Annotated in this window: 30 protein-coding genes; 12 read left to right on the forward strand and 18 right to left on the reverse strand. The window is 68.0% G+C overall.

Annotated elements, in window-relative coordinates:
• Positions 1-84 precede the first annotated feature (84 nt).
• From B5Y19_RS17130 to B5Y19_RS17140, 3 genes are all read left to right on the forward strand, one after another.
• Complete coding sequence (locus B5Y19_RS17130; protein ID WP_055726373.1) at positions 85-1173, forward strand: TRAP transporter substrate-binding protein; 1089 nt, start codon at positions 85-87, stop codon at positions 1171-1173.
• 253 nt (positions 1174-1426) lie between these two features.
• The gene (locus tag B5Y19_RS17135) at positions 1427-2521 is read left to right on the forward strand and encodes a TRAP transporter substrate-binding protein (protein WP_055726372.1); all 1095 of its coding nucleotides are present in this window, start codon (positions 1427-1429) and stop codon (positions 2519-2521) included.
• 145 nt (positions 2522-2666) lie between these two features.
• Positions 2667-3050: a porin gene (locus B5Y19_RS17140; RefSeq protein ID WP_055726371.1), complete on the forward strand. Its 384-nt coding sequence runs from the start codon at positions 2667-2669 to the stop codon at positions 3048-3050.
• Here the strand turns inward: B5Y19_RS17140 and B5Y19_RS17145 are convergent.
• The 5 genes from B5Y19_RS17145 to B5Y19_RS17165 all read right to left on the reverse strand — a co-directional run bounded on the left by B5Y19_RS17145 (position 3044) and on the right by B5Y19_RS17165 (position 5856).
• Positions 3044-3688 (reverse strand): uracil-DNA glycosylase family protein, encoded by a 645-nt coding sequence (locus B5Y19_RS17145; RefSeq protein WP_055726370.1) that lies wholly within the window; start codon positions 3686-3688, stop codon positions 3044-3046. The genes B5Y19_RS17140 and B5Y19_RS17145 overlap by 7 nt on opposite strands.
• Positions 3685-4152, reverse strand: coding sequence for a hypothetical protein (locus tag B5Y19_RS17150; protein ID WP_139384443.1), 468 nt, complete (start codon positions 4150-4152; stop codon positions 3685-3687). The genes B5Y19_RS17145 and B5Y19_RS17150 overlap by 4 nt, the downstream gene beginning before the upstream one ends.
• A complete protein-coding gene (locus tag B5Y19_RS17155; protein WP_055726368.1) occupies positions 4152-4619 on the reverse strand; it encodes a hypothetical protein in 468 nt (155 codons plus the stop codon). Before B5Y19_RS17155 ends, B5Y19_RS17150 begins: the two co-directional genes overlap by 1 nt.
• Complete coding sequence (locus tag B5Y19_RS17160) at positions 4619-5230, reverse strand: glutathione S-transferase family protein (RefSeq protein ID WP_055726367.1); 612 nt, start codon at positions 5228-5230, stop codon at positions 4619-4621. The genes B5Y19_RS17155 and B5Y19_RS17160 overlap by 1 nt, the downstream gene beginning before the upstream one ends.
• 137 nt (positions 5231-5367) lie before the next feature.
• Complete coding sequence (locus tag B5Y19_RS17165) at positions 5368-5856, reverse strand: thermonuclease family protein (protein WP_055726366.1); 489 nt, start codon at positions 5854-5856, stop codon at positions 5368-5370.
• 148 nt (positions 5857-6004) lie between these two features.
• On the opposite strand from B5Y19_RS17165, the gene B5Y19_RS17170 reads away from it, so the two are divergent.
• The gene (locus B5Y19_RS17170) at positions 6005-7522 is read left to right on the forward strand and encodes a sensor histidine kinase (protein ID WP_055726365.1); all 1518 of its coding nucleotides are present in this window, start codon (positions 6005-6007) and stop codon (positions 7520-7522) included.
• A gap of 91 nt (positions 7523-7613) precedes the next feature.
• On the forward strand, positions 7614-8732 hold the full coding sequence (locus B5Y19_RS17175; RefSeq protein ID WP_055726364.1) for a D-alanine--D-alanine ligase family protein: 1119 nt from the start codon (positions 7614-7616) through the stop codon (positions 8730-8732).
• A 31-nt stretch (positions 8733-8763) separates the two neighbouring features.
• Here B5Y19_RS17175 and B5Y19_RS17180 read toward each other — a convergent pair whose 3' ends face one another.
• Positions 8764-9369, reverse strand: a complete 606-nt coding sequence (locus B5Y19_RS17180) for an NAD(P)H-dependent oxidoreductase (RefSeq protein ID WP_055726363.1) — start codon at positions 9367-9369, stop codon at positions 8764-8766.
• 76 nt (positions 9370-9445) lie between these two features.
• Between B5Y19_RS17180 and B5Y19_RS17185 the strand changes: the two genes are divergently transcribed.
• Entirely contained in the window at positions 9446-10081 is a 636-nt protein-coding gene (locus B5Y19_RS17185; RefSeq protein WP_055726362.1) for a TetR/AcrR family transcriptional regulator, read from the forward strand.
• A 31-nt stretch (positions 10082-10112) separates the two neighbouring features.
• On the opposite strand, the gene cobT is transcribed toward B5Y19_RS17185, so the two are convergent.
• Positions 10113-11150 carry a nicotinate-nucleotide--dimethylbenzimidazole phosphoribosyltransferase gene (gene cobT / locus B5Y19_RS17190; protein ID WP_079591838.1) on the reverse strand — a complete coding sequence of 346 codons (1038 nt, stop codon included), beginning with the start codon at positions 11148-11150 and terminating at the stop codon, positions 10113-10115.
• On the opposite strand from cobT, the gene B5Y19_RS17195 reads away from it, so the two are divergent.
• Together B5Y19_RS17195 and B5Y19_RS17200 are read left to right on the forward strand one after the other, a co-directional pair.
• Positions 11149-12111: an adenosylcobinamide-GDP ribazoletransferase gene (locus tag B5Y19_RS17195; RefSeq protein ID WP_244555620.1), complete on the forward strand. Its 963-nt coding sequence runs from the start codon at positions 11149-11151 to the stop codon at positions 12109-12111. The two genes, cobT and B5Y19_RS17195, sit on opposite strands and share 2 nt — an antisense overlap.
• Positions 12108-12332 (forward strand): DUF1289 domain-containing protein, encoded by a 225-nt coding sequence (locus B5Y19_RS17200; RefSeq protein WP_079591839.1) that lies wholly within the window; start codon positions 12108-12110, stop codon positions 12330-12332. The genes B5Y19_RS17195 and B5Y19_RS17200 overlap by 4 nt, the downstream gene beginning before the upstream one ends.
• A gap of 118 nt (positions 12333-12450) precedes the next feature.
• On the opposite strand, the gene B5Y19_RS17205 is transcribed toward B5Y19_RS17200, so the two are convergent.
• Both B5Y19_RS17205 and B5Y19_RS17210 read right to left on the reverse strand, forming a co-directional pair.
• Positions 12451-12924, reverse strand: a complete 474-nt coding sequence (locus B5Y19_RS17205; RefSeq protein ID WP_055726360.1) for a GNAT family N-acetyltransferase — start codon at positions 12922-12924, stop codon at positions 12451-12453.
• Between the two features lie 13 nt (positions 12925-12937).
• Positions 12938-13777, reverse strand: a complete 840-nt coding sequence (locus B5Y19_RS17210) for a sulfite exporter TauE/SafE family protein (protein WP_055726359.1) — start codon at positions 13775-13777, stop codon at positions 12938-12940.
• A gap of 288 nt (positions 13778-14065) precedes the next feature.
• On the opposite strand from B5Y19_RS17210, the gene B5Y19_RS17215 reads away from it, so the two are divergent.
• Positions 14066-15307 carry an SMP-30/gluconolactonase/LRE family protein gene (locus B5Y19_RS17215; RefSeq protein WP_055726358.1) on the forward strand — a complete coding sequence of 414 codons (1242 nt, stop codon included), beginning with the start codon at positions 14066-14068 and terminating at the stop codon, positions 15305-15307.
• 63 nt (positions 15308-15370) lie between these two features.
• Here B5Y19_RS17215 and B5Y19_RS17220 read toward each other — a convergent pair whose 3' ends face one another.
• From B5Y19_RS17220 to B5Y19_RS17235, 4 genes are all read right to left on the reverse strand, one after another.
• The gene (locus tag B5Y19_RS17220) at positions 15371-16084 is read right to left on the reverse strand and encodes a DUF1428 domain-containing protein (protein ID WP_055726357.1); all 714 of its coding nucleotides are present in this window, start codon (positions 16082-16084) and stop codon (positions 15371-15373) included.
• A gap of 94 nt (positions 16085-16178) precedes the next feature.
• Positions 16179-16931, reverse strand: coding sequence for a DUF899 domain-containing protein (locus tag B5Y19_RS17225; RefSeq protein WP_055726356.1), 753 nt, complete (start codon positions 16929-16931; stop codon positions 16179-16181).
• 81 nt (positions 16932-17012) lie between these two features.
• Positions 17013-17447, reverse strand: a complete 435-nt coding sequence (locus tag B5Y19_RS17230; RefSeq protein WP_079591840.1) for an SRPBCC family protein — start codon at positions 17445-17447, stop codon at positions 17013-17015.
• A 14-nt stretch (positions 17448-17461) separates the two neighbouring features.
• A complete protein-coding gene (locus B5Y19_RS17235; RefSeq protein WP_244555621.1) occupies positions 17462-17824 on the reverse strand; it encodes an ArsR/SmtB family transcription factor in 363 nt (120 codons plus the stop codon).
• A 102-nt stretch (positions 17825-17926) separates the two neighbouring features.
• On the opposite strand from B5Y19_RS17235, the gene B5Y19_RS17240 reads away from it, so the two are divergent.
• Positions 17927-18610 carry a lysophospholipid acyltransferase family protein gene (locus B5Y19_RS17240; protein WP_176168649.1) on the forward strand — a complete coding sequence of 228 codons (684 nt, stop codon included), beginning with the start codon at positions 17927-17929 and terminating at the stop codon, positions 18608-18610.
• A gap of 13 nt (positions 18611-18623) precedes the next feature.
• Here B5Y19_RS17240 and B5Y19_RS17245 read toward each other — a convergent pair whose 3' ends face one another.
• Positions 18624-19496 (reverse strand): EipA family protein, encoded by an 873-nt coding sequence (locus B5Y19_RS17245; RefSeq protein WP_079591841.1) that lies wholly within the window; start codon positions 19494-19496, stop codon positions 18624-18626.
• A gap of 15 nt (positions 19497-19511) precedes the next feature.
• Between B5Y19_RS17245 and B5Y19_RS17250 the strand changes: the two genes are divergently transcribed.
• Positions 19512-20855, forward strand: a complete 1344-nt coding sequence (locus B5Y19_RS17250) for a sensor histidine kinase (RefSeq protein WP_079591842.1) — start codon at positions 19512-19514, stop codon at positions 20853-20855.
• 65 nt (positions 20856-20920) lie between these two features.
• On the opposite strand, the gene B5Y19_RS17255 is transcribed toward B5Y19_RS17250, so the two are convergent.
• The 3 genes from B5Y19_RS17255 to dusA form a co-directional block, all read right to left on the reverse strand.
• On the reverse strand, positions 20921-21604 hold the full coding sequence (locus B5Y19_RS17255) for a response regulator transcription factor (protein ID WP_055726350.1): 684 nt from the start codon (positions 21602-21604) through the stop codon (positions 20921-20923).
• Positions 21605-21747: 143 nt separating this feature from the next.
• Complete coding sequence (locus B5Y19_RS17260; RefSeq protein WP_055726349.1) at positions 21748-22389, reverse strand: outer membrane protein; 642 nt, start codon at positions 22387-22389, stop codon at positions 21748-21750.
• 193 nt (positions 22390-22582) lie between these two features.
• Positions 22583-23608: a tRNA dihydrouridine(20/20a) synthase DusA gene (gene dusA, locus B5Y19_RS17265; RefSeq protein ID WP_280174386.1), complete on the reverse strand. Its 1026-nt coding sequence runs from the start codon at positions 23606-23608 to the stop codon at positions 22583-22585.
• Positions 23609-23925: 317 nt separating this feature from the next.
• Between dusA and B5Y19_RS17270 the strand changes: the two genes are divergently transcribed.
• Positions 23926-25749 carry an ABC transporter ATP-binding protein/permease gene (locus B5Y19_RS17270; RefSeq protein ID WP_055726348.1) on the forward strand — a complete coding sequence of 608 codons (1824 nt, stop codon included), beginning with the start codon at positions 23926-23928 and terminating at the stop codon, positions 25747-25749.
• Positions 25750-25797: 48 nt separating this feature from the next.
• On the opposite strand, the gene B5Y19_RS17275 is transcribed toward B5Y19_RS17270, so the two are convergent.
• Positions 25798-26397: ABC transporter permease (locus tag B5Y19_RS17275; protein WP_079591853.1), on the reverse strand; the 600-nt coding region annotated here is incomplete at its 5' end.

Below are 26397 nucleotides of genomic sequence, written 5' to 3' on the forward strand. Positions count from 1 at the left end.
TCGCTACAACGCGCGTCTGAACGCCGAGCGACAGAACCGGTTTCGCAACGCTCGCACCCGCCAAACCTCCGAGGAGAGTTCCGAATGAAGCGTCGTCAGTTTATGCAGACTGCTGCGGCTGGGGCGGCCGCGAGCACCGCTATCGCCATGCCGGCGATCGCGCAGTCGAATCCCGAGGTGAAGTGGCGCATGACGTCGAGCTTCCCGAAGTCGCTCGACACCATCTATGGCGGCGGCGAGACGCTGGCCAAGACCGTTTCCGACCTGACCGACGGCAAGTTCCAGATCCAGGTCTTCGCGGCGGGCGAGATCGTCCCCGGCCTGCAGGCGCTCGACGCCGTCTCGAACAACACCGTCGAGATGTGCCACACCGTCGCCTACTACTATGTCGGCAAGGATCCGACCTTCGCGATCCCGTCCTGCGTGCCGTTCGGCCTGAACACGCGCCAGCAGAACGCCTGGCTCAGCAATGGCGGCGGCGGCGAGCTCTTCGCCGACTTCTTCAAGAAGTACAATGTCCACGCGATCCAGGCGGGCTGCACCGGCGCCCAGATGGGCGGCTGGTTCCGCAAGGAGATCAAGTCCGTTGCCGATCTGCAGGGCATGAAGATGCGCATCGCCGGCATCGCAGGCGCGGTGCTGCAGAAGCTCGGCGTGGTGCCGCAGCAGCTGGCCGGCGGCGACATCTACCCGGCGCTGGAGAAGGGCACGATCGACGGCGCCGAATGGGTCGGCCCCTATGACGACGAGAAGCTCGGCTTCTCCAAGGTCGCGCCCTACTACTACTATCCCGGCTTCTGGGAAGGCGGCCCGGCCGTCCACGCCTTCATCAACATCGAGAAGTGGAACGCGCTGCCGAAGGCCTATCAGGCCGCGCTCGCCGCTGCCGGCGCCGTCGCCACCAACTCGATGACGGCGAAGTACGACGTGCAGAACCCGCCCGCCCTCAAGCGCCTGGTCGCGGCCGGCACGCAGCTGCGCCCGTTCCCGCAGGACGTGATGGAGGCCTGCCTCAAGGCCTCCAACGAGGTCTATGCCGAGATCTCTGCGAAGAACCCCGACTTCAAGAAGGCGATCGAGGCCATGGCCGCCTTCCGTTCGGACCAGTACCTCTGGTGGCAGGTCGCGGAGCTCAGCTTCGACGTCTTCCAGGTGCGCACCCGCGCGCGCTGATCGCTGCCCGCAGCGGCTTCGGCTTCCATTTCAGAGGCCCGGCGCAAGCCGGGCCTTTTTCATGCCGGCAGCGCCATTTGCTCGACGCACCGCCGACCGGCTCCGGGGCAGGCGACACATTGCCGCAACACATGAATTAAATGCATGATCGCCATGCAAATACCTCTTGTATCAACCGACAAACCTGCTTTGCTTTCTCCCGTCAGCGACGACCGGAACACCGGCGCGCATTGCCTTTGAGGGAGGGCATTTGATGAAGCGACGTCAGTTTTTGAGGGCAGCGGGGGTTGGAGCAGCCGCGGGGGCGATCGCAAGTCCGGCCATTGCGCAGCCGATGCCGGAGATAAAATGGCGGATCACCTCGTCCTTCCCGAAATCGCTCGACACGATCTACGGCGCCTCGGAAGTGCTGGCGAAGGCCGTCTCCGAAGCGACCGATGGCAACTTCCAGATCCAGGTCTTCGCCGCCGGTGAAATCGTGCCGGCGCTGCAAGCGGCGGACGCGGTCACGAACGGCACCGTCGAGATGTGCCACACCGCCTCCTACTACTATGTCGGCAAGGACCCGACCTTCGCCTTCGGCACCGCCGTGCCGTTCGGGCTCAACTCGCGCCAGCAGAACGCATGGTTCTACCATGGCGGCGGCAACGAGCTGCTGAACGAGTTCTACAAGAAGTCGAACATCTACGCCCTGCCCGGCGGCAATACCGGCTGCCAGATGGGCGGCTGGTTCCGCAAGGAGATCAAGACCGCGGCCGACCTGCAAGGCATCAAGATGCGGGTCGGCGGCTTCGCCGGGCAGGTGATGAGCAAGCTCGGCGTCGTGCCGCAGCAGATCGGCGGCGGCGACATCTACCCGGCGCTGGAAAAGGGCACGATCGACGCGGCCGAATGGGTCGGTCCGGCCGACGACGAGAAGCTCGGCTTCAACAAGGTCGCGCCGTTCTACTATTACCCCGGCTGGTGGGAAGGCGGCGCCTCGCTGCATTTCTTCATCAATACGAAGAAATGGGAAGAGCTGCCGAAGACCTACAAGTCGCTGCTGACGACGGCGGCCGCCCAGGCCAATATCGACATGCAGGCGAAATACGACGCGCGCAACCCGACCGCGCTGAAGCGCCTCGTCGCGAGCGGCGCGCAGCTGCGCCCGTTCTCGCAGGAGATTCTCGAAGCCTGCCTGAAAGCGTCGAAGGAGGTCTATGCCGAAACCTCCGCCAAGAATCCGGACTTCAAGAAGATCTACGATTCGATGTCGGCCTTCCGGAGCGACGAATATCTCTGGTTCCAGATCGCCGAATACACCTTCGACAATTTCCTGATCCGCTCGCGCGTTTCAAATCAGCTCTGATTCAACGGAGCTTGAGCGCGAGACCCACTCCCCCGGCGCAAGCCGGGGGTTTTTCATGGCCGGACACGGGATCGTGCAGCCTCTGCGGTTGCCACAACCGCGCCTTGCTGGCTCAGTATGCCAAGCCATCGCTTCGGAACCTGCCATGCGCCGCATCGCCCTCGCCCTGTTTCTGACCTCGCTCGCGACAGCCGCCGGCGCGCAGTCGATCGGCCAGCCCCTGCCCGGCCGGGCCGAGCCGCGCGCCGCCTACAGCAAGCCCACGCCCGCCCCGGCAAAGGGCATCCGCCCCTGCCCCGAATACGGTGCCGGCTTCGTCAGGATGGAGGGTTCGAGCTTCTGCGTGCGGGCCGGCGGCGGGGTCCGCGCCGAATTCGGCAAGAGTTCGCGCAACGGCTATGGCAGCCGGACGGACGGGATGGTCTATCTCGAGAGCCGCGGCCAGACGAACCTCGGCCCCGTGCGCTCGGTGGTGAGCGTCCGCGGCCAGGTGAATCGCGGGCTCGATTCCGGCCCCTTCCGCTACTGAGGCTCGTCCGGCAGGGCGAGCAGCTGCGCCACCTCGGCGCGAAGAGCCGGCACCAGCTCCGCTTCGAACCAGGGATTGCGCCTGAGCCAGGCATTGTTGCGCCAGGACGGGTGCGGCAGCGGCAGGATTCGCGGCCGGACCGGCCGGTCCAGGATTTCGCGCCAGCGCGCCACGGTCGCGGACAGATTGGCGGCCTCGCCGGCCCCGAGATGCCAGTTCTGGGCATAGCGCCCGACCGCCAGCACGAGCTCGATCCGCGGCATAGCCGCGAAGACGCGCGCCCGCCAGGTCGGCGCGCATTCCCGTCGCGGCGGCTTGTCGCCGCCCTTGGCGTCGAGACCGGGGAAGCAATGGCCCATCGGCACGATGGCGACCTTCGCGGCATCGTAGAAGGCGGCCTCGTCGATGCCGAGCCAACTGCGCAGCCGCACGCCAGACGGGTCGGTGAACGGACGGCCGCTGGCATGGACCCGTGTCCCGGGCGCCTGGCCGGCGATGCACAGCCGGGCCGTGGCCGAGGCCTGGATGACCGGCCGGGGCTGATGCGGCAGCGGCGGCAGGTAGAGCGGGGCGTCGCGGCAGATCCGGCAGGCGCGCAGCTCGGCCAGCACTTCGTCCAGCGTTTCCGCCTCGCTCATCGCCGCGCCAACCTGGAGCGCCCCGGCGCTTGCGAGATCAGCCCGTCGCAGGCCCAATCGGACCGCTTGGCGGCATAGCCGTGCGGGTCGCCCTTCTCGATGCGGGCAAGGCCGTTGATGCGCCCGCTCGGACGGCTGCGGATGACATAGAGATCGCCGCTGGTCTCGATGGTGAAGCAATAGGTGCGGCGCTTCTCCTGCGGACCGTAGTAATAGCAGACCGCATCGGCGGTCGTGATCCAGCAGGCGTCATTGTTCGGCACGCCGCGGTTATGGCCGCTCGCCCGGCTATCGGGGTGATGATACTCGCTGAACGGCAGGTTGCTGCCGGTATAGAGGCCGGTGACGGTATTGCCCTCGAAGATGCGCCGGATCTGCTCGCCGTTCAGCCGCTCGGCAGCGGTTGCGGCGGTCGCCGCCAAAAGGCCGATGACGCCGACCGCGATACAGGTTCTTCGTCGCATCAGCGTTGCGCCAGCCTGCGGCTCATCGGCGCTTGCGGCGCGCGCGAGATCAAGCCGTCGCAATACCAGGGCGTGCCGTTGTCGCCGTGATTGCGCGGATTGCCGAGCTCGACCCTGGCGAGCGCGTTGATCATGCCGTTGCCGACATTGCGCAGCACGTAGAGATCGCCGCTCATCTCGACCGTGAAGCAATGCACGGTGCGGTCGCTCGGCGGACCGTAATAGTAGCAGATGCGATCCGGCTTGGTGATCCAGCAGGCATCGGTATTGGGCTGCCAGCCATTATGGCCGAGCGCCCGCCCGTCCGGATCGTGATATTCGGTGAAGAAGCCGCCATTGGTGTATCGGCCCGATACGGTATTGCCGCGGAAGGCGCGTTCGATCGCCTCTCCGCTCAGCCGCTCGGCCGCCTGCGACGCGAGCGTCGATGCCAGCAGCGCCAGCAAGGCCAGAACGGGCAGCCGCATCATGCCTTCCAGCTCGGCCGCGCCGAGAGCTCGCCATGCCAGCGGCGGATCTGAGCGAACTCCTCCGGCAGCGGAATGCGTGAGGGCTTCATGAAGTCGATCGCGATGCCGGCGGTGATGTCGGCCACCGTCAGGACTTCCCCGCACAGGAAGGGGCTTCCGGCCAGTTGCAGTTCGAGCAGCCAGAGATGGTCGTCGACCTGGTCGCGACTGGCCTCGGCCCATTCCGGGATCTGCGTCTCGAGTTCCGCCATCGCAGGGTGGCTGTGGCGGAAGACGGCGGCCACGCTCGCGAACAGGCCGAGTTCCACGCGCCGGTTCCACATCTCGATCGTCGCCTGCTCCTTCGCATCGCTCCCGAAGAGCGCGGGCTGCGGGTGCAGGGCCTCGAGATAACGGCAGATCGCCATGGTCTCTGCCAGCGCCGTGCCGTCGTCGAGCTCGAGCACCGGCAGGCGCTGCAGCGGGTTCAGCCGGGTGAAGGCCTCCGTCCTGTGCTCCTTCTTTGCGATGTCGACCGGGACCAGCTCCGGCAACGGAATGCCCTTCTCCGCGAAGAAGATGCGGACCCGCCGCGGATTCGGCGCCCGCCCGCCGTCATAGAGCTTCATCGATCCCTCTCCGTCTCCGGCGCACCGGATCACGGCCCGCGCCGGCAGGTCAACCACATGCTGCCGCTTCGTGACGCGAGCATGGCGCCGCCGGAGCATATGGACGTTCTCGGCTCTCCTCCGCCCGCATGCAGGCTTCAGCGCGGATGAGCGCGCCGCCAGGCTTCCGGCCGTTCGAAGCGCAGCGCCCAGAGGCCGCGCCCGGCGGCCCGGGCCGCCGCCTCTTCCGCCTGATAGGCGCCATAGGACACAGCGTGCCCCTCGCGCACGAGCCAGGCGTTGATATCGGTCTCGCCCTGCCGGCAGCGGGCGAGACCGCGGCCGTAGCGGTCGGCCTTGCCGATCTCGCAGGAGACGTTTGCCCTCGCCAGCATGGCCTGCAGCGCGCGGCGCGCTTCGCGGCCGCAGGCGAGCTGCCGGCCGTCGGGCGCTGTGCAGCTCTGGCGGTATTCCGGCGCATCGATCCCCTCCAGCCGAAGCTCCTCGCCGAGCAGCCGGAGCGAATCGCCGTCGATCGCCTGCGCCGGCCCGACCAGCTCCCGGGCCGGGCCGAGGCGATGCTGCAGGATCGCGCCCGCCAGTGCCAGAAAGCCGAGCAGGCCGAGCGCCACGACCAGGTCGGTCATGCGACCGACCCGGCGCCAGCCGAAGGGTCCAGAGCGGGAGCGACCAAATCCGAAAGGTGCCATCAGGAAGAGCTTAACGATTTGGTGTCCATGATGGCGAGCCGGCCGTGCATGCCGCACGGCCGAACGAGGATACACGCTCCCGACCATGGCGGAAGTGACGGCCGAACAGCTGCAGCGCGGGCGCGGACCCGACCCTTCGGCCGTGGCGCGGCGCAAGCTGGTCACCCGCGAGGTCAAATCCGTGCGCGAGCGGCTGACCTCCTCGACCGGTCTCGAACGTGCCTTCGACAACGAGTTGCTGCGCGTCTTCGCGCAATACCGGCTGGCCGGCTCGGTCGGCACGCTGGTGCTGGTGGTCGGCGTCGCCGCCGGCGCCTGCCTCTGGCTGCCGACGCGCCTGGTCGCATTGTGGAGCAGCACCGTCCTGCTCAGCGCGCTCGTCATCGTGGCGCTGGCGCGACGCTATCTCAGCGCCCCGGCGGAAACGGTCCGGCTCGCGCTCTGGCGGCGGCTGTTCGCGGCGGCGGAGGGCTTCCATGGGCTGTCCTGGTCGGCCCTGCTCCTGCTGTTCGCCACGGTCGATGCGCCCGGCGCCAAGGTCTTCGTCACGACGGCGCTGCTGATCGTCAGCGCGCTCACGGTCATGCTTTCGGCCACGATCCCGATGGCCGTCTATGCGGGGCTGCTCCCGATCATCGCCGGCATCTCCGCATTCTTCTGGGAACGACGGGACATCGACAGCGTCACCATGGCGCTGATGGCTGCGGCGGCGCAGCTCTTCTTCATCTTCCTCGCCAACCGGCTCTATGCCAGCTCCGTCGCCTCGATCGGCTTCAGGGCGGAAAAGGACGCGCTGATCGCCGAGCTCGAGACCGCCAACGCCAATTCCGACGAGGCCCGGCGCAAGGCGGAGGAGGCCAACCTCGCCAAGTCACGCTTCCTGGCGACGATGAGCCACGAGCTGCGCACCCCGCTGAACGCCATCCTCGGCTTTTCCGAGGTGATGAAGAACGAGATCTTCGGCGAGCACGCCAACGCCGCCTACAGGGAATATTCCGCGGATATCCACGGCTCGGGCCAGCATCTGCTCAACCTGATCAACGAGATCCTCGACCTCTCGCGCATCGAGGCCGGCAAATACGAGCTGAACGAGGAGGCCCTGTCGCTCTCCGACATCGTCGACGACTGCCAGCACATGCTGGCGTTGCGCGCCAAGGCCAAGGGCCAGTCCATCCGCGCGCTCGCCGAGCCCGACCTGCCGCGCGTCTGGGCCGACGAAAGGGCGATCCGGCAGGTCGTCCTCAACGTGCTCTCGAACGCGATCAAGTTCACGCCGCAGGGCGGCGAGATCACCATCAAGGTCGGCTGGACGGCGGCGGGCGGCCAGTATGTGTCGGTCGCCGATACCGGCCCCGGCATCCCCGAGAACGAGATCCCGATCGTGATGCAGAGCTTCGGGCGCGGCTCGCTGGCGATCAAGACCGCCGAACAGGGCTCCGGCCTCGGCCTGCCGATCGTCAAGGGCCTGATCGAGCTGCATGGCGGCGGCTTCAAGCTGAAATCGAAGCCGCGGGCCGGCACTGAAGTCACGATCACGCTGCCGGCCGAGCGCGTCATGGACACGCTTGCCGCGCTGCCCGAGCCGAAGACCCGAGCAGCCTGAGCGCCCTCGCCCGAATCTCGCCCCACAGTTACGAAACATCGTAGCCGTTCCCTCCCGGCGGCTCCCGCCTCTCCCATCTGGATCTCGAAGCATGAACCGGAAAACGCGCGTCGCCGTGCTCTATGGCGGGAAGTCGGGCGAGCATGAGGTCTCGCTGAAATCCGCGGCCTCCGTGCTGCGCCATCTCGACCGCGAGCGGTTCGAGCCCGTGCCGATCAGCATCGACAAGCAGGGACGCTGGCAGTGCCATGACCTGCGCAGCATCGACGCGACCAATGGCGAGAGCCTGCCGATTCCGTCGGATTCCCCCGCGGTCCGGCTCGAGGCGCTGGGCAGCCGCACCGCCGTCCTGCCCGCCGACAATGCGGCCCCGGCGATCGAGCCGGTCGACGTCGTGTTTCCGGTGATGCACGGGCCGCTTTGCGAGGACGGCGCGGTGCAGGGCCTGCTGGAGCTCTCTGGCGCGGCCTATGTCGGCTCCGGCGTGCTCGCCTCTTCGGTCGGCATGCACAAGGACATCGCCAAGCGCCTCGCCGCGCTCGCCGGCCTGCCGGTCGCGCCCTATCTCGCCTTGTCGCGGCGCGGCTGGCGCCGCGATCCGGAAGGCTCGGCCCAGGCGGCACGCGCGCAGCTGACGTTGCCGGTCTTCGTCAAGCCCTGCAACATGGGCTCCAGCGTCGGCGTCCATAAGGTCAAAAGCTGGGAGGAGCTCGACGCCGCGCTGACGGACGCCTTCCTGTACGACACCAAGGTGCTGGTCGAGCAGGGCATCGATGCGCGCGAGATCGAGGTCGCGGTGCTCGACGGCGATCCGCCGGCGGCAAGCGTCGCGAGCGAACTCAACGCCGGGCCCCAGCACGAATTCTACTCTTATGAAGCGAAATACATCGACCAGGACGGCGCCAGCGTCGACCTGCCGGCAAAGCTCGACGCCACGCAGATGGAGCGCGTGCGCAAGCTCGCGGTCGACGCCTTCCTCGCGCTGGAATGCAGCGGGCTCGCGCGCGTCGACTTCTTCCTCGACCGCAAGAGCGGCGCCTTCTACTTCAACGAGATCAACACGCTGCCCGGCTTCACCGCGATCAGCATGTATCCGAAGATGATGGAGGCCTCCGGGCTGCCCTACTCCGCGCTCATCACCCGCCTGATCGAGCTGGCGCAGGAACATCACGCCGAACGCGCCGGGCTGAAGACGGATTACGCCTCCTGAGCGGCGATCACACACGGGAAGGGCTGGCGGATCAGGCCGCCCGGGCGGAGGAAGCCGGCTCGAAGATCGCGCGCCCGACCCGCTCTGCCGCCGCCACCATCTCCGCGGCATCGCGGGCCTCGCCCGGCACCAGCAGTTCGGACCGGCGCACAGGCGCGCCGCAATAGCCGAAGATGCCGTGCTCGATCTGCGTTCTCATCGCGCCGAAATAGCCGTGGCGCGCATAGGTTCGCAGATCGGCACCGCCGATGGCGACGAGATGAATCGGCAGGTGGCCGAGTTTCCGCACGACCGTACCGTCCGGTGTTTCCTCATAGGCCCAACCATTGACGAAGACCCGGTCGATCCAGCCCTTCAGCAGGGCTGGGAAAGACCACCAATAGACCGGATACACGAGGACGAGCGCATCGGCTCGCTCGACCCGCGCCTGCTCGGCGGCAACGACGGGGTCGACGACAGTTTGCCTGAGGTGAACCGCGACATCGTTGGGGTTGAAGCGGGGATCGAAGCCCTCGGCCGCGAGATCGGCCAGCTCGAAGCTATGGCCGGCCTGCTCGAGGCCGGCGGCGACCTGTCTGGCGACCGCACCGGTCAACGAACCGGGCAGCGGATGGGAAACCACGATGAGGCCGTGCATGGTTGATGATCCTCGGTGGATTGCGCAGCATTCGGCAACGCTATATACTTTTAGTAAGTTACTAATGGTATATTGAATGTCAAGCCGAGCTGCCTCCCCTGCCCCCGCGACGACGGGCACCATGCCGCTACGCCGCCGCCTGACGCGCGAGGAGCGTTACCGGCAGCTGCTGGAAACGGCGTGGAGCCTGATCCGCCGCGAAGGCACGGACGCGCTGAGTCTCGGCCGGCTGGCCGAGGAAGCCGGCGTGACCAAACCGGTGGTCTACGACCATTTCGGCACGCGTGCCGGCCTGCTCGCGGCGCTCTATCGCGAGTATGATGCGCGCCAGACCGCGCTGATGGACGAAATGCTCGCGAGCTCCGCGCCGGAACTCGACGCGCGCGCCGGCGTGATTGCCGCCTGCTATCTCGACTGCGTGCTGACCCAGGGAAGCGAGATCCCCGGGGTGACGGCCGCGCTTGCCGGCTCACCGGAACTGGAACAGCTGAGGCGCGGCTACAACGCAGCCTTCATCGCGAAGTGCCGCACCGTGTTTCAGCCCTTTGCGGAACAGCCTATCCCGCCCGCCGCATTCTGGGGCGTGCTCGGTGCGGCCGAAGCTTTGTCGGGAGCGGCCGTGACCGGCGACATATCGCGCGACGAAGCACAGATGGAGCTGCGCCAGCTCATCCTTGCAGCGATCGAGCGACACGCAGGCGCAGGACGTTAGTCCTCCAGAAGCGCGCGCCGGGCGCGGCGGATCAGTGCCGAATCGCCCCGTCGTCCTTGCGCGCCACCTGGGCCTGCTCGAAGGTCGCCATGCCGGAATGGACCGCCGCCGCCGCCTTGACGAGGCCGGCGGCGAGCGCCGCCCCCGTGCCTTCGCCCAGGCGCATGTCGAGGGCGAGCAGCGGCACCTTGCCGAGGCGGGCCAGCACGTCGGCATGCGCGCCCTCGGCCGAGAGATGGCCGGCGATGCAGTGGCCGATCGTGGAAGGCTCGATCGCATGCAGGATCGCGGCAGCGGCCGTCACGACATAGCCGTCGAGGATCACCGGGATGCGCTGCAAGCGGGCGGCGATGATGGCGCCGCAGATCGCCGCGACCTCGCGCCCGCCGAGCCGGCGCAGCACCTCGAGCGGGTCCTTGAGATGGGCGCGATGCAGCGCGAGCCCCGCCTCCACCGCCGCCACCTTGCGGCCGAGCCCGGCATCGTCGAGACCGGTGCCGCGCCCGCACCAATGCGCAGCGTCGCCGCCATAGAGCGCGGCGTAGATCGCCGCCGCCGAGGTGGTGTTGCCGATGCCCATCTCGCCGAGGCAGAGCAGGTCGGTCCCGCCGACGAGTGCTTCCATGCCGAAGGCCATGGTGGCGACGCAGGCGCGCTCGTCGAGCGCGTCAGTTTGCGTGAAATCTCCCGTCGGCAAGTCGAGCGCGAGGTCGAAGACCTTGAAGCCGAGGTCGTAGGCCGCGCAGATCTGGTTGATCGCCGCGCCGCCAGCCGCAAAATTCTCCAGCATCTGGCGAGTCACCGTCTGCGGATAGGCCGAGACGCCCTGTGCCACCACGCCGTGATTGCCGGCGAAGACGCAGACCAGCGGGCGATCGACACGCGGCGGCGCCTTGCCCTGCCAGGCGGCGAGCCATTCGGCGATCTCCTCCATGCGGCCGAGGCTGCCGGCCGGCTTGGTCAGGTTGGCGTCGCGGGCGCGCACCGTGTTGGCCGCGGCCATGTCGGGGCCGGGCATCGCGGCGATGAGTTCGCGGATATCGTCGAAGGGCAATCCGGAGGCGGCCATGGCTGTTCCGTCGGGCAAGGGCTTCTCGCCGACGCAGGAGGCGTGGCAGCGAGGTCTGCGCTGCTGCTATAGCCTCACAGGCATGAAGACAATCGAGCGGAGCGACGCAGCCAGCATGGCGGACGCCGAAACCACGACGGAAACGACCCCGCCGGACTGGCCGGGCTGGACGATCGCGACCGCGATCTGCCTGCGCTTCTGGTCGCGCCTGCCGGTGCCGTCGCTGCCGGGCGAGACCGACAGCCATGCGCTTCCCGATTTCCGCGCGGTGCCGCGCGCCCTGCCCTTCGCCGCGCTGGTCATCGCCTTGCCGGCGGCGGCCGTGACCCTGGGCGCAGGCCTGGCGGGCCTCGGCGGCCTCGTCGTCGCCGTCCTGGCGCTGACGGCGCTGGCGCTCACCACCGGCGCCTTCCACGAGGACGGGCTCGCCGACAGCGCCGACGGACTCTTCGGCGGACACACGCCCGAGCGCCGGCTCGAGATCATGAAGGACAGCCGCATCGGCTCCTATGGCGCGCTGGCGCTCGGCCTCTCCCTGCTGCTGCGGGCGAGCCTGATCGCGATGATCCTCGATCGCTCGGGAGCGGTCGCGGCGGCGGCGGCGGTGCTCGCGGCGGCGCCCTGGTCCCGCGCCGAGGGGCTCTTCCTGCTCGCGACGCAGCCGGCCGCACGCAGCACCGGCGCGGCCGCTTCGGTCGGCCAGCCGACGGTTGTCACGGCGCGGATCGCGCTGGCACTGAGCCTGTTCCTCGCGACCGGGATCGCACTGGCGGCGCAGCTGCCGGTGGCGGGGCTGCTCATCGGCTTCGCGCTGGCGCATGGGGCAACGGCCGTGCTGTCCCGGCTGGCGCGGCGGCTGATCGGCGGGCAGACCGGCGACATCCTCGGCGCGGCGCAGCAGCTCGCCGAGATCGTGATCTATCTGGGCCTAGCGCTGGCGCTGGTTTGGGGCATGCGATGACCGGCGTCTCCACGCCCTGCATCAGGATCTGCGTCATCAATCCGGTGAGCGGGCGCTGCGAGGGCTGTGGACGGACGCTTGCCGAAATCGCGCAATGGAGCCGTTTGAGCGAGGCCGAACGGCTCGCGATCATGGCCGCGTTGCCCGAGCGATTGGCCGAGCCGAATGCCGCGCAAACCGTCATTGCGAGCGAAGCGAAGCAATCCAGAGGGACCGGTTGAAATCTTGCACCCGATCCCTCTGGATTGCTTCGTCGCTATGCTCCTCGCAACGACGAAACCAGAGGGCTCCCATCCTGAGTTTCCCGGTTCGAAGCTGCGCTTCGCCCGGGAATGACGGTTAGCGGCCCGCCAGATCGGCCAGCGCGTCGCCGGTCAGGCGATAGAACACCTTCTTCGGAGAAGCGGCCGCGCCAAGACCGTCATAGAAACGCAGCAGCGCGGCATCGTCGGCGTCGGCCGTCCAGTCGATGCGACGATGGCCGCGCTCCAAAGCGAGCTCAGCCAGCGCCGTCATGAGCTTCCGGCCGAGGCCCGCGCCGCGCGCCGCATCCGCGACGTAGATCTCCTTGAGGAAGAAGCCCGATTTCAGCCCCGGGCCCGGATAGAGATTGCAGGCCGAGGCAAAGCCCAGCACCGCCTCGGCCTTGACCGCGACGAGGATGTCGACTCCCGCCGGCAGGTCGGCGAGACCGGCCAGAATCTCGGCGACCGGCGGGCACGGCACCGCATAATGCCCCTGCATCTCGACCATCAGCGCCGCGAGCGGCTGATGATCGGCGGGCTGCAGCAGCCGGATGACGGTTTCGCTCATCGGCACTGACCGATCAGTGCAGCAGCGACCAGACGAAGCGGCTCGCGACGACGAGCAGGAACAGGCCGAAGGCGACCTCGAGGCGCCGCTTCGACAGGCGATGCGCCAGCCGCGCACCGATCGGGGCGGTCCAGATCGAGGTCGGGATGAACAGGATCATCCCGATCAGCGAGACATAGCCCAGCGAGAGCGGCGGCAGCGTCCCCAAGGCCATCTGCGGCCAGCCGGCATAGATGAAGCCGATCGCGCCGGGGATCGAGATCAGGACGCCGAGGCCGGAGGAGGTCGCGACCGCCTGGTGGATCGGGCGGCCGTAGAAGGTCATGAACAGGCTGGAGAGCTGACCGCCGCCGATACCCATCAGGGCCGAGAGCACGCCGATGATGCCGCCATAGACGACCATCAGCGGCTTGCCGGGCATGTCCTCGCCGAATTTCCAGCGATCGGCCGCGAAGAGCAAGCGCAGCGCCGAAACCGTCGCCACCGCGACGAAGACGATCTTGAACAGGTCGGCGGGGGCGTAGCGGGCGATCCAGCTGCCGGCCAACACGCCGGCGACCACCGGAATGGCCCAGACCTTGAGGATCGAGAGATCGACCAGCCCCTTGGCCCGGTGCGCGTTGAAGGAGCGGATCGAGGTCGGGATGATGATCGCGAGCGAGGTGCCGACGCTGAGCGGCATGCGCACCTCCTCCGCCACGCCGATCACGCGGAAGATCTCGTAGAGCACCGGCACGATCACCGCGCCGCCGCCGACGCCGAAGACGCCGGCGAGAAGCCCCGTCACCGCGCCCGCCAGCACGAGGGAGACGGCGAGAAAGGCGAGATCGCCGAGAGGAATGCCTGCGAGCATGAAGATTCGATCCGGATCCGATGAGGCCGCCCGATCTCTCGGCCATTTGCCCGGCCGGGGCAAGATGCCGCCCCGGCATGGCCGCCGTGAGATTCCGGCCGCGGGGCGGGGATTGCCGGCTTGACGCCCCGCGCCTCGCGCGGGATCGTCCCGCAGCCACGAGCTCGACCGCACCGGCCGCGCCTCGCGAACCCGCCACTTCCTGGAAAGGAGACCTCAGCGACCGAACGCTTCGACCTTTCTGCAAATTTAAATCGTTTCAACCAGCAAAATGCCAAGGAGGACACGATGTCAGAGGGCCATCATTCGACGCATGACGACGCTATCCCATCGCCCGCCCAGCTCTCGCGCCGCCGGTTGATCCAGGCCGCAGGCGCCACGGCCTTCGCCGCAGCAGCGGCGCCGGCTCTCGCGCAAGCTCCGGCCAATCGCCCCAGCCCGCCCACGACGATCACGACGCCACCGCGCGACTTCAGCCGCCGCGGCGCGCCAACCACCTATTTCTGGGATCCGGACGTCATCGCCGTGGACCCGTCCTTCAACAACCTCGCCCAGCCCAATGCGGCGATCCAGCGGCTCTGGACCGGCGGTCTCTGGCTGGAAGGGCCGGCCTGGAACGCGCAGGGCCGCTATCTCGTCTGGAGCGATATTCCCCGCAACCGCCAGATGCGCTGGATCGAGGATGACGGGAATGTCAGCGTCTTCCGCATGCCGTCCGGCTACAGCAACGGAAACAGCTTCGACTTCCAGGGCCGACAACTCTCCTGCGAGCACCTGAACCGCCGCGTCGTGCGCTACGAGCTCGACGGCTCGGCGACCGTGCTGGCGGATTCCTTCGAGGGCAAGAAGCTCAATTCGCCCAACGACATCGTGGCGCACCCCGACGGCAGCTACTGGTTCACCGACCCGCCCTATGGCGGGCAGCTCTACGAAGGCGCGCCCGATGCGGCGGGCGGCCCGAGCAATGCCAGCGGCAAGATCAATCCGCGCCTTGGCCAGCCGCCCGGCATCGGCCTCGCCAAGCGCGAGCTGCCGACGAATGTCTACCGGCTCGACCCGGGCGGCCGGCTCGACCTCGTCATCCGCGAGGAGCAGGTGCCGGATCCCAACGGGCTGTGCTTCTCGCCGGACCACAAGAAGCTTTACGTCGCCTCGACCGGCAAGGGACCGGGCGATACCGGCCCCGGCGGCAAGGGCGACATCCATGTCTTCGATGTCGGCGCCGACAACAAGCCGACCAACGGCAAGCTGTTCTCGGACTGCATGATCGACGGCATCAATTGCGGGCCGGACGGGTTGCGCTGCGATGTCGAGGGCAATCTCTGGGCCTCGAGCAATGCCGGCCGGAACGTCGGCTATAACGGCGTCACCGTGTTCAACCCGGCTGGCAAGGTGATCGGCCGCATCAGGCTGCCGGAGGTCTGCGGCAATATCTGCTTCGGCGGCCCGAAGCGGAACCGCCTGTTCATGGCTGCAAGCCAGTCGATCTATGCGCTCTACCTGGCGACGCAGGGAGCCGGGCCGGCCTGACGCCCCTCATCATCCCCCTCATTCCGGCATGCGCCGGAACGAGGGGCTTTTCGTCAGGCGTGCTTACACATCCAGCAGCGGCGCGAAGCCGCCATAGACGACGCGCTTGCCGTCGAAGGGCATCTTCATTTCGCCCATCCGCGGGTCCGCCATCAGCTTCGCCCAGGCGGCGTCGCGTTCCCGCCTGGAGGGCCACTCGACCCAGCTGAAGACGACGGTCTCGCCGGCTTCAGCCTTCACCGCGCCCTTGAAGTCGGTGACCTTGCCGTCGGGGACGTCGTCGCCCCAGGCATCGACCACGCGGCGGGCGCCATGCTCCTTGAACAGCGCCGCGTGCCCGGCGGCGAAGCTGCGATAATCGGCCTTGCGGTCGTCGGGCACCGCGAGCAGGACGCCGTCCAGATAGCCCATCGCGCCGCCCGTCCCCTCGTCCAGGATCGAGGCGAAGCCGCCATAGATCATGCGCTTGCCGTCGAAGGGCATGGCCTCGCCCATCTGCTTCATGCGCGGGTCGCTCATGATCTTCTCATTGGCGGCATCGCGCGTCGCGCGGTCGGGATACTCGAACCAGGAGAAGACCACGACCTCGTCGGGCGTCGCCTTCACGGCGCCCTTGAAATCCGTGATCTTCCCGTCCGGGACATCGTCGCCCCAGGCCTCGACATGGCGCCTGACGCCGAACTCCTTGAACAGCGGCGCCGCATCGGCCGCTTGCTTGCGATACGCATCCTTGTTCGCAGCCGGGACTGCGACGATGAAACCTTCGACATAAGCCATCATGCTCTCCCTGATCGAGGGTTGCGGGGCAACCCTTCCGATAAAACGTTGATATCAACCTTATGGGCCTCTGCGAAAACCGGAAACCGCCCGTTCAGCCGCAGTAGGAGCTGACGGCCAGCGCCGGCTGGAAGCTCGCCGCGCCCTTCGACATGTCCTCATAGCGATCATGGTAGCGAACCCAGTCCATGATCGTTCCCTCGTTGCGACCCTTCGGGGTCATGTCGAGGAAGTTGTGCGTCCCGATCAGCAGGTCGCCGCCGCGCGCATAGGTCGAGTAGGTGTGGAAGATCCCGCCCGCCTCGTCGCGGTAGAAGACGCTGAAGCCCGGCATCTCGCCGCCCTCGCCGTCATGCATCTCGTAATTGTACTCGTAGCGGCCGGCCGCTTTCTCGGCCGGGCTCGGCGAGACGTGGAAGTCGTAGTTGAAGTCGCTTCCGGCCGAGGAAACCCAGGCGAAATCCCAGCCCATGCGACGCCGGAACGGCTGGAAGGCGACATAGGGCGCCCGCGAGACCGCGACCAGGCTGACATCGTGATGCTTCAGATGCCGGTTCGCGCCGTCGAAGTGATCGGCGAGGAAGGAGCAGCTCGGGCAGCCTTCGCTGGCGCCGGGCGCGAACATGAAGTGGTAGACGATCAGCTGGCTCTTGCCGGCGAACAGGTCGGCCAGCGACAGCTCTCCGTCCCAGCCCTCGAACGTGTAGTCCTTCTCGATCCTGACCCAGGGCAGCGCGCGCCGCTCGGCCGAGAGCGCGTCCCGCCGGCGGGTCAGTTCCTTCTCGTTGGCGAGGTGCGCCTTGCGGGCGGCAAGCCACTCCTCACGGGATACGATCCTGTGTTCCATCGTCTCCTCTCCTGTGCTTCCGCCGGCCGGGGCCGGCGGCCCTTCCATGCGCTGCCGGACAGGGCAGCGCTTCGCTCCGTCTCAGGCGAAGTAAGCCTCGAGCTTCTCCATGCTCCCGGTCCAGCCATGGGTGTGGCCACGCACGGCCGCATCGTCGAACAGCTTCTCGTGCAGCAGAGTGAGGATCGTGCCCTCGCCATCAGGCTTCAATGTGACGGTGACGCGCGACACACGCTCCGGCGTCGTCACCCAGGCCCAGCTGAAGACGAGCCGCTCGTTCTCGACGACCTCGATATAGCGTCCGGACACCTCATGGCGCTCGCCATTGTCCTCCCGCATCACGACGCGATAGGCGCCATCGACGCGCGGGTCGAGCTCGGCCTCCTGCGCCACGACGTTCTCGGGCCCGAACCAGCGCACGAGCAGTTCCGGATCGGTCCAGGCCTTGTAGACCTCGGCTGGCGACGCGTTGAGGCGGCGCTTCAGCGTGAGGCTCGGTGTCACCTGTTGGTGCATGCGCCCTTCCCTCCTCAGCTTTCGCCCTTGCGCCGCGCCTCGAGCAACGCCTCCAGCGCGTCGAGCCGCTCGGTCCAGAAGCGTTGATAGCGCGCCAGCCAACCCATCGCTTCCTCCATCGGCTCGGCGTTCAGATGGCAGGACACAGTGCGCCCCGTCTTCGTCCGCGTGACCAGCCCGGCATCCGAAAGGACGTCGAGATGCTTCATGATCGCCGGCAGCGACACCGGAAAGGGCTTCGCCAGCTCACTGACGGAAAGCCCGTCCTCCCCCTCCAGCCGCGCGAGCAGGGCCCGCCGCGTCGGATCCGCCAACGCGGAGAAGGTCCTGTCGAGCTGCGCCTCCTGAAACTTAACCATCGAGTTAAGTGTAGGCATCGTTTCCGCGCCCCGTCAAGCCCGCGGGGGCGAGGGGCCGCGCAATGTTCCAGCAAGCCGCAGCAACGACCACTCCTGGCGATTCTCCATGGAGGGCGGATGATGCGTCCCAGATCAGCCCAATCGGCGGCGCTCGCCGGCCGCGCGCTGCATGCCTATATCGCGTTCGTGCAGCGAACGACGCGCTTCAAGCCGGTCATTCCGGGCGGCCGCCCCTGGGAGCGCAGCCGCGAGCCCTTCATCGCCCTGACCTGGCACGGCCAGCAGATGCTGAGCCTGGCCGCGCTCGAAGGCGCGGCGCAGGTGGCCATCCTGACCTCGCTGCATTTCGACGGCACCGTCGTCACCTCCATCGTCGAGCGGGCCGGCTTCCGGACCATACGCGGGTCGGGAACGCAGAGCCGCCCGAAGATCCAGGCCAAGCGGGCGGTTCCGGCCTTCTTCCAGATGCGCGACGCGCTACGCGACGGCACCAGCATCCTGCTGACCGCCGACGTCCCGAAGGTGCCGCGCGTCGCCGGCAAGGGCGCGGTGCAGCTCGCCCGGGCGTCCGGCCGGCCGATCTATCTCTTCGCCGCCGTCACCAGCGCCCGCCTCGATCTCGACAACTGGGACCGGGCCAGCATCCCCCTGCCCTTCGGCCGCGGCTGCATCCTCTGGTCGGAGCCGCTCTATGTCCGCAAGGCGGCCGATGATCGCGAGATCGGCCTGATCGCGATGGATATCTCGGCGCGTCTCGACGAGCTCCATGCCACGGCCCATCAGTCGCTCGGCCGCGCCCGCTGAGCGCGCGCCGCCGTCAGGGGCGGGCGGGCGGCGGGCAATCGGCCGGGCTGCCGCAGATCTTGCCGGGCGGGCGCAGGATCTCGGGCTCGCCCGCAGGCTCGATGCGGATGCGGCTGAGATCACCGGAGAAGCGCAGACCGAGGCCCGAGGATATCAGCACGATCCGGGCGCGCGACGAGGCCAGGATCGTGGCATTGGCGCCGGCCAGGAAATGGGCGCTGCCGCCGAGGCTGGCATAGGTGCCGAACACGTCCTCGCGGCGGTCCAGGCCGTAGACCAGCATGATCACCCGGCCATAATCGGCGCCGAGCCCGATGCCGACCGACAAGGCCGACCAGATCACCGGCTCCGGCGCCCCCTCCGAGAAGCGCAGCTCGCCGCTGCCATGCCGCCCGCCGATCACGAAGGAGCCGCTCAGCTCGCCGCCGACGATATAGGCGTTGGGCTCTCCGAACAGGGCGAGCGAACGCTCGATGGGAATGCTGACCGTCTTAGAGGCCGCGTCGAACGCGCCCTCGACAAAGCGCAGAATATCGTTTCGGGACGTCGTCGGCAGCTGGCCCGGCCGAATCTGCTCCTTCGCCGGAGGCGTGCCCTGCGCCAGGGCCAGGACGCAGAGCGGCGGGGCGGCCAGCAGCGCCGCCAGCAGCAAGGCTCGACGCCCCACTCTCCCCACGGCGCGCAAGGCAGGCATCAGGCCGGCAGATTCATGGAAGAGTTGAACGGCAACGGCAATACGGTCCATGCAGGGCAAGACAGGGCGGCGCGCCCTGTCCTCAAAGCCATACCCGCACAGAGGCTCCGTGACGACCCACGACGTTGAACCGATTTGCGCCTGGCCGACGGCGCCCCTGCCGGCCGCCCCCTGCTCGACCGGCACCCGCATGCACGGAGCAAAACGGTGACCTCGCTGTCGCGCGCCCTCACCATCCGGCTGGGCCTGCTGGGCATCGTCCTGCTCGCGGCCCTCATCGCCGCCGTTCTGGCCTTCACCTTCATCACCGAGGATCCCGGCGCCCTACGCAACGATGTCACCTCACAGATCATCCAGCAAAGCATACGCCAATCGTCAGAGAGCGGGCTGCAGGTCGAGAAGACCGCCGGGCTCGCACAGATCGAGCGCGCCAGCCCCCGCCTCTGGTACCTCGTCTCCGACGGACGATCGGTCGTCGAGTATGCGCCAGCGTTGCGTCCGGGCCTGCCGATCGACATCCGGCTGGATGGCCCGACCATCGCCGCGCAGATGCGCGTCGGCGGCGACAATGCGCTTGCCTTCGACGTCATCGAGAAGGATGGCAGCCGCGTCATCGTGGCGACCGGCGGCGGCGCGCCCGGCTGGGACCTGATCCTGGGTTACTTCCTGCGCGCCATCGTCGTCCCCGCGCTGATCGTCTCCGTGGTCTTCGGCATCATCATCGCGGCCGCGATCGCGATGTCGGTATCCTATATCAGCGCGCGGCTGCGCAGCGCCGCCGAAGCGGCGGCCCGTATCGATCCGCGCGCGCCACGCGGATTGCTGCCGACCGAGGAGACCCCGGTCGAGCTGATGCCGCTGACCACGGTACTCAACTCGGCGCTCGACCAGATCGCGGGCAATATGGACGTGCAGCGGCGCTTCATGAACAACGTCGCGCACGAGCTGCGCACGCCGCTGGCCGTGATGCGCAGCCGGGTCGACGCGCTGCCCGACCAGCCGGCGCGTCTCCAGCTGACGACCGATCTGAGCCGCCTGACCACCATCGTCTCCTCGATGCTGCAGCTCGCCCGGCTCCACGCGACCGAGCTGCCGTTCGAGCCGATCCAGCTCAATGCGCTCGCGCGCTCGGTGCTGGCCGACCTCGCGCCGCTGATCCTGACCCATGGCGTCGATGTCGCGCTCGAAGAGGAAGGCGATCTGCACGCGACGATCGAGGCCAACGAGCCGACGGTCCGGGCGGCGCTCGCCAACCTCGTCGACAATGCCCTGCGACACGCCAGGACAAGGTCGACCATCCTGGTCCGCGTGCTCGACGGGGCCGTGCTGGAGGTCATCGACGACGGCGTCGGGATCGCCAGCGGCAAGCGCAACCAGGCGCTGGAGCCGTTCAACCGCATGTCGCAGAGCTCGACCGGCGCCGGCCTCGGCTTGACGATCGTGCGCGACATCATGGCCGCCCATGGCGGCTCCATCGCCATTCTCGGCAATGACGGCGGCGGCACCATCGTACGCCTGGCCTTCCCGCCGGACGGCACCAGCCGCGACTGATACGGGAGCCCCCATCGCTTTGTCGCTAGGATTGCTCTCGCGCCTCGTCCCGATCGAAAGCGGCGCTAGAGCACCGGCTCGGTCGCCTTGAGCATGTAACCGATGCCGCGCAGCGAGGTGATCTCGACCTGCGCCCCGGCATCGCGGAGCTTGCGGCGCAGCCGCGAGATCTGCGCTTCGAGCGTGTTGGATTCGATCAGATCGTCGAAGCCATAGACCGCCTCGATCAGCACGTCGCGCGTGACGACGCGCCCGGCGCGCTGCACGAGAGCTTCCAGGATGAGCGCCTCGCGCCGGCGCAGATCGAGCGGTTCGCTCCCGACGCAGGCGCTGCGCCCCTCGAGGTCGAGCGAGAGGTTGCCGGCGGCGATGACCAGTGAGCGCCTCGGGTGACGGCGGCGCAGGATCACCCGCAGGCGGGCGAGCAGCTCGTCTGGCTCGAAGGGCTTGACCAGATAGTCGTCCGCACCGCCGTTGAGCCCCTCGATGACGTCAGACTTCGCGTCCCGCGCCGTCAGGATCAGGAAGGCCGGGCGCTTTTCCTCGGCGCTGAGCGCCTTCACGATCGACAGGCCGTCGCCGTCCGGCAACCGCCGGTCGACGATGGCAAGGTCGAAGGGCGCCGTCCGCAACGCGGCCAGCGCGGCATCGATCGTCGTGGTGCGATCCACGATCAGCCCCGCATTCGTGAGAAGCGAGGAGAGGAAGCCCATCAGGTCCGGCTCGTCCTCGACGATCAATGCGCGCATGTCTGGCCTGTGAGGGTGCGGGGATGGAACGTGATGCCGGATCGGGGCGATGGATTCCAGTATCCCACCCCATCCCCACCTGGAAACGGCCGAAAGGCCGTGGATCGGGAGGCCGGCCCTCGAAGGCCGGCCTCGATGATCGATCAGAAGCGGTAGTTGAGGCCCGCCTTGACGAGATGCTCGGTGACGCCGACGCGGCTGCGCGTATTGCCGAGCTGGAAGTTCTGCTTGCCGAGCGAGACGTAGTTGTATTCGAGCTTGGCGGAGAGGTGGTCGGTGATGCCGTATTCGGCGCCGGCGCCGACGACATAACCCAGCTTGCTCTTCGTCTTCGACACGAGACCGTCGGTCGCCTTCAGGCTGCCATAGGCCAGACCGCCGGTGCCGTAGACCAACAGGCGATCGAAAGCGACACCGGCGCGCGCCTTCAGGGTTCCGAGATAGCGCATGTCGGCGCCGACGCCGCCGTGCTTGGTGCCCTTGCCCATGCCGTTCATCGACATGTCGCCTTCCCAGCCGAAGACCATGTTGCCGAGCTGCAGGTTGGAGCCGATCTGGCCGCCGAGCAGCAGCTCGTTGCGGCTCTTCTTCGCGGTCGTGCCGGTAAAGCGATCGAACGCTCCGCCGGCATGGATACCGGCATAGACGCCGGTCCAGTTATAGGCGCGCGGAGCGGTGTAGACCGGCCACTCCTGAGCGCGCGGCAAGGAACGGTCCGCCGCCGCCACGGGCACCGAGAACAGGGCCAGCAGGCCCAGGCCCGCCAGGGAAATGGTGCGAAACATCAAGGACTCCTTGCGGCGGCTCTGATCGCCGCCGACGCATCTGCCGGCATCCCGCCTCCGCGGATCGGAGCGGGTCAGCAGGGCGCAGATTGCGAGCGAAGATTACGGCAAGGTTGCCCATCGAAGAGGCAGCCGCAGGGGCCGCGCGATCAGGCCCGGCTCCTCGCTGCGGAGCATGATGCAGGGCGCCGCCTCAGGCCGCGGCGGCGGCCTCGTGGCGGGAGACATGCGCCACGGCGGCACGCAGGTCGGCCAAGGTCGCCTCCGCGCCGACGCAGCGCTCGGCGAGATGGCGCCGGAAGAGGCGTGCGCCGGGCCGACCGGGAAAAAGGCCGACCAGATGGCGGGTGAAGGCGTGCAGCCGCCCGCCTCGCTCGAGATGCGCCGCGATATGCGGCTCCAGCGCCTCCAGCATGGCGAAGGCATCCGGCACCGGCGCCGCGACGCCGAAGAGCAGCGGATCGGCCTGAAGCAGGATCTCCGGGTTCTGATAAGCCTCGCGGCCGATCATCACGCCGTCGAGCCTCTCCAGATGCGGCAGCCATTCGGACGGCGCCTTGATACCACCGTTGACGGCGGTGGGCAGATCGGGATTCGCCGCCTTGAGGCGATAGGCGCGCTCGTAGTCGAGCGGCGGGATCTCGCGGTTCTCCTTGGGCGAGAGGCCCTGCAGCCAAGCCTTGCGCGCATGGACGATCAAGGCATCGACGCCGGCCGCGCGCACCGAAGCCGCCAGCGCATCGAGCGCCGCCTCGGGGTCCTGATCGTCGACGCCGATGCGGCATTTCACCGTGAGGGGGATTGAAACCACCGCCTTCATCGCCGCGACGCAATCGCCGACCAACGCCGGCTCGCGCATCAGGCAGGCACCGAAGGCGCCGCCCTGCACCCGGTCGGAGGGGCAGCCGCAATTCAGGTTGATCTCGTCATAGCCGAAATCGGCGCCGATCCGTGCCGCCTCGGCGAGGAGCTTCGGGTCATTGCCGCCGAGCTGGAGCGCGACGGGATGCTCCACCGCATCGAAGCCGATCAGCCGCTCGCGATCGCCGCGGATCACCGCCTGCGCGGTCACCATCTCGGTGTAGAGCAGCGCATGGCGCGACATAAGACGATGGATGAGCCGGCAATGACGATCGGTCCAGTCCATCATGGGGGCGACCGAGAAGCGCCAGGGGCTGATCGCACCGTCAGCTGCGTTGGTCTGAATCTCTCTGCTCAACTCGCTGGACCTGCCGATGCCTTGCTTTGCGACGACGCCCGCCGTCGCGGGCGGCGCCAGCGAGGGCTTGCCCGCAAGGGCGAGCCTGTTCGTCAAACCTGCCGATAGGGCGGAACTTCCGCCTATATGGCGCAAATCGCCCGCGAGCGCGAGGGCTTCCGTTCCCGGCGTGCCACGCGAATCTGTCCCGATGGCCCCCTGCAGGCGATCGCAGTCATGGAACTGCGCGGCCCGCCTGCCGTTTGAGGAGGTGGCCGGAGGGACATCCACGCACGGGGCGAGGCCGGCCTGGTCACCGGGACATGCCGGGAGAGGACATGGCACAGACTCCGCTTGTCTCGCGACGCTCCCGCATGCGGCAGTTCTTCCGCATCGCACTGCGCTACTGGGGCGGGGAAACCCGTTGGCACGCCTGGGCGCTAACTGCCGCTGTCCTGCTGTTCGTCGCAGCGCAAACCGCCGCCGCCGTCGGCATCAACCGCTGGAACCGCTGGTTCTTCGACGCCCTTGAAAAGCGCGATGTCGACGCGGTCTGGGCGACGACAGGCTGGCTGCCTTTTCTTCTGGGAGCCGCGGCGCTGTCGATGTCGGGCCTCGTCGTCAGCCGGATGCTGTTGCAGGTGCGCTGGCGCGAGAACCTGACGCGCCGCCTAGCCGGCTGGTGGATCGCCGACCAGCGCTATTATCGCCTGGGTTTCCTGACCAAGGAGATGACCGCGCCGGAATACCGGATCGCCGAGGATGCCCGCCTCGCCATCGAGCCACTCGTCGAGCTGGCAATCGGGCTGATCACCGCCTTCGTCACCGCGGCGACCTTTGCAGCGATCCTCTGGCAGGTCGCCGGTGCGGCCGAATTCACCCTGGGCGGAAACGCGATCGTGATCCCCAGCTACATGGCGGTCGCGGCGGTCATCTATGCGGTGATCGCCTCACTCGGGGCCTATTTCACCGGCCGCCCGCTGGTCGCGCGGGTCGCGCGCAAGAACGAGATGGAGGCGCAATTCCGGGCCGAGATGACGCGGCTGCGCGAGAACGCCGAGAGCATCGCGCTGATCCGGGGCGATGCGGACGAGCGCAGCTCGGTCGGCGAAAGCTATGGGCGCGTGGTGGCGGCCTGGCTCAGGATCGTCCGCCAGCAGGGCATCATCGCGCTGGTGCTCAACACGAACGGAGCCCTGTTCCCGATCGTACCGCTGCTGCTGATCGCGCCCAAATTCCTCGCCGGCACGGTCACGCTCGGCGCGGTCGTGCAGGTCGTCGCCGCCTTCAGCGCCGTCCAGGCCGCCCTGATCTGGTTCGTCGACAACTTCATCAGGCTGGCCGAATGGTTCGCTTCCGTCACCCGGGTGGACGAGCTGGTCGAGGAGCTCGAGGCGCTGGACATCGGCACCATCATGGAAGGAGACACCCGGATCGCGCTCGAGCGGAGCGACGACGGCGCGATCCATATCGACAACCTGTCCATCGCCCACAGCAACGGCCGCATCGTCGTGGCGGACGCCACCGTGACCGTCGAACGAGGTGCGAAAGTGCTGCTCGCGGGCGAGAGCGGCTCCGGGAAGAGCACGCTGATCCGCGCGCTCGCCGGGCTGTGGCCCTGGGGCTCCGGCTCGATCCGCGTGCCGCCTGGACAGTCGATCGCCTTCGTCCCGCAGAAGCCCTATCTGCCCCGCGGCACCCTGCGTGCGATCCTGCTCTACCCCGACTCCGACCGTTCCGTCGCCGACGAGACCATCGTCGAAGCCTTGCAGCGCTGCGGCCTGGGCTATCTGGCGCGGCGGCTCGACGAGGAGGAGGAAGACTGGGACCGTGTCCTGTCGGGCGGCGAGCGCCAGCGCGTCGCCTTCGCCCGCCTCCTGCTGCTGCAACCCGACATCATCGTGATGGACGAGGCGACCTCGGCGCTCGACGAGGAGAGCCAGGCCGCGCTGCTCAGCCTGTTCGACAACGAGCTGGCCGACGCCACGCTGATCAGCGTCGGCCACAGGCCCGGCCTCGAGGACTATCATGACCAGAAGATCACGCTCGAGCGCCGCCCCGCCGGCGCCCATGTCACTTCCAGGCGCCTGCGGAAATCGCTCTGGCGGCTGTTCCGGAGCCGCAGCGCGGCCAATGAGGACAACCGCCCGGAGGCCGAGTGACCCGGCCTGTCGCGCGGCGGCGCTCGCGCGGAGCGCCGCCGGCCAGCGTCACTTCTTGGCGCGAGCGACGATCTGTGTGGGGTTGACGAAGCGCAGGGCGATGACGAGCCAGATCAGGGTGGTGACCATGTAGATCACGGCCATGGCGTCGATCGACTGCACCGCGCGCACGCCGGCGGCGAAGACCGCGTAGTAGAGCGCGACGACGAGCGTCTGGCTGGTCGGGCCGGCGGTGAGGAAGGTCAGCTCGAACATGGCGAGCGTCCGGACCAGCACCAGGAGCAGCGCCGCCAGGATGCCCGGCATGAGCAGCGGCAGCAGCACATGCACGAAGAGCTTGAAGGTGTTGGCGCCGAAGACGCGCGCCGCCGACTCGATCTTGGTGTCGATCTGCTCGATGAACGGGATCATCACCAGGATGACGAAGGGTACGGTCGGCACCAGGTTCGCCAGCACCACGCCCGACATCGAGCCGGCGAAGCCGGTCTGGTAGAGCACGGTCGCGAGCGGAATGCCGAAGGTGATCGGCGGCACCAGGAGCGGCAGCAGGAAGAGCAGCATCACGAGCTTCTTGCCCGGGAAATCCCGCCGCGCCAGCGCATAGGCCGCCGGCACGCCGATGAGCCCGGAGAGCGCCACCACCAGGAA

This window comes from Allobosea thiooxidans, from assembly GCF_900168195.1.
GTDB lineage: Bacteria > Pseudomonadota > Alphaproteobacteria > Rhizobiales > Beijerinckiaceae > Allobosea > Allobosea thiooxidans.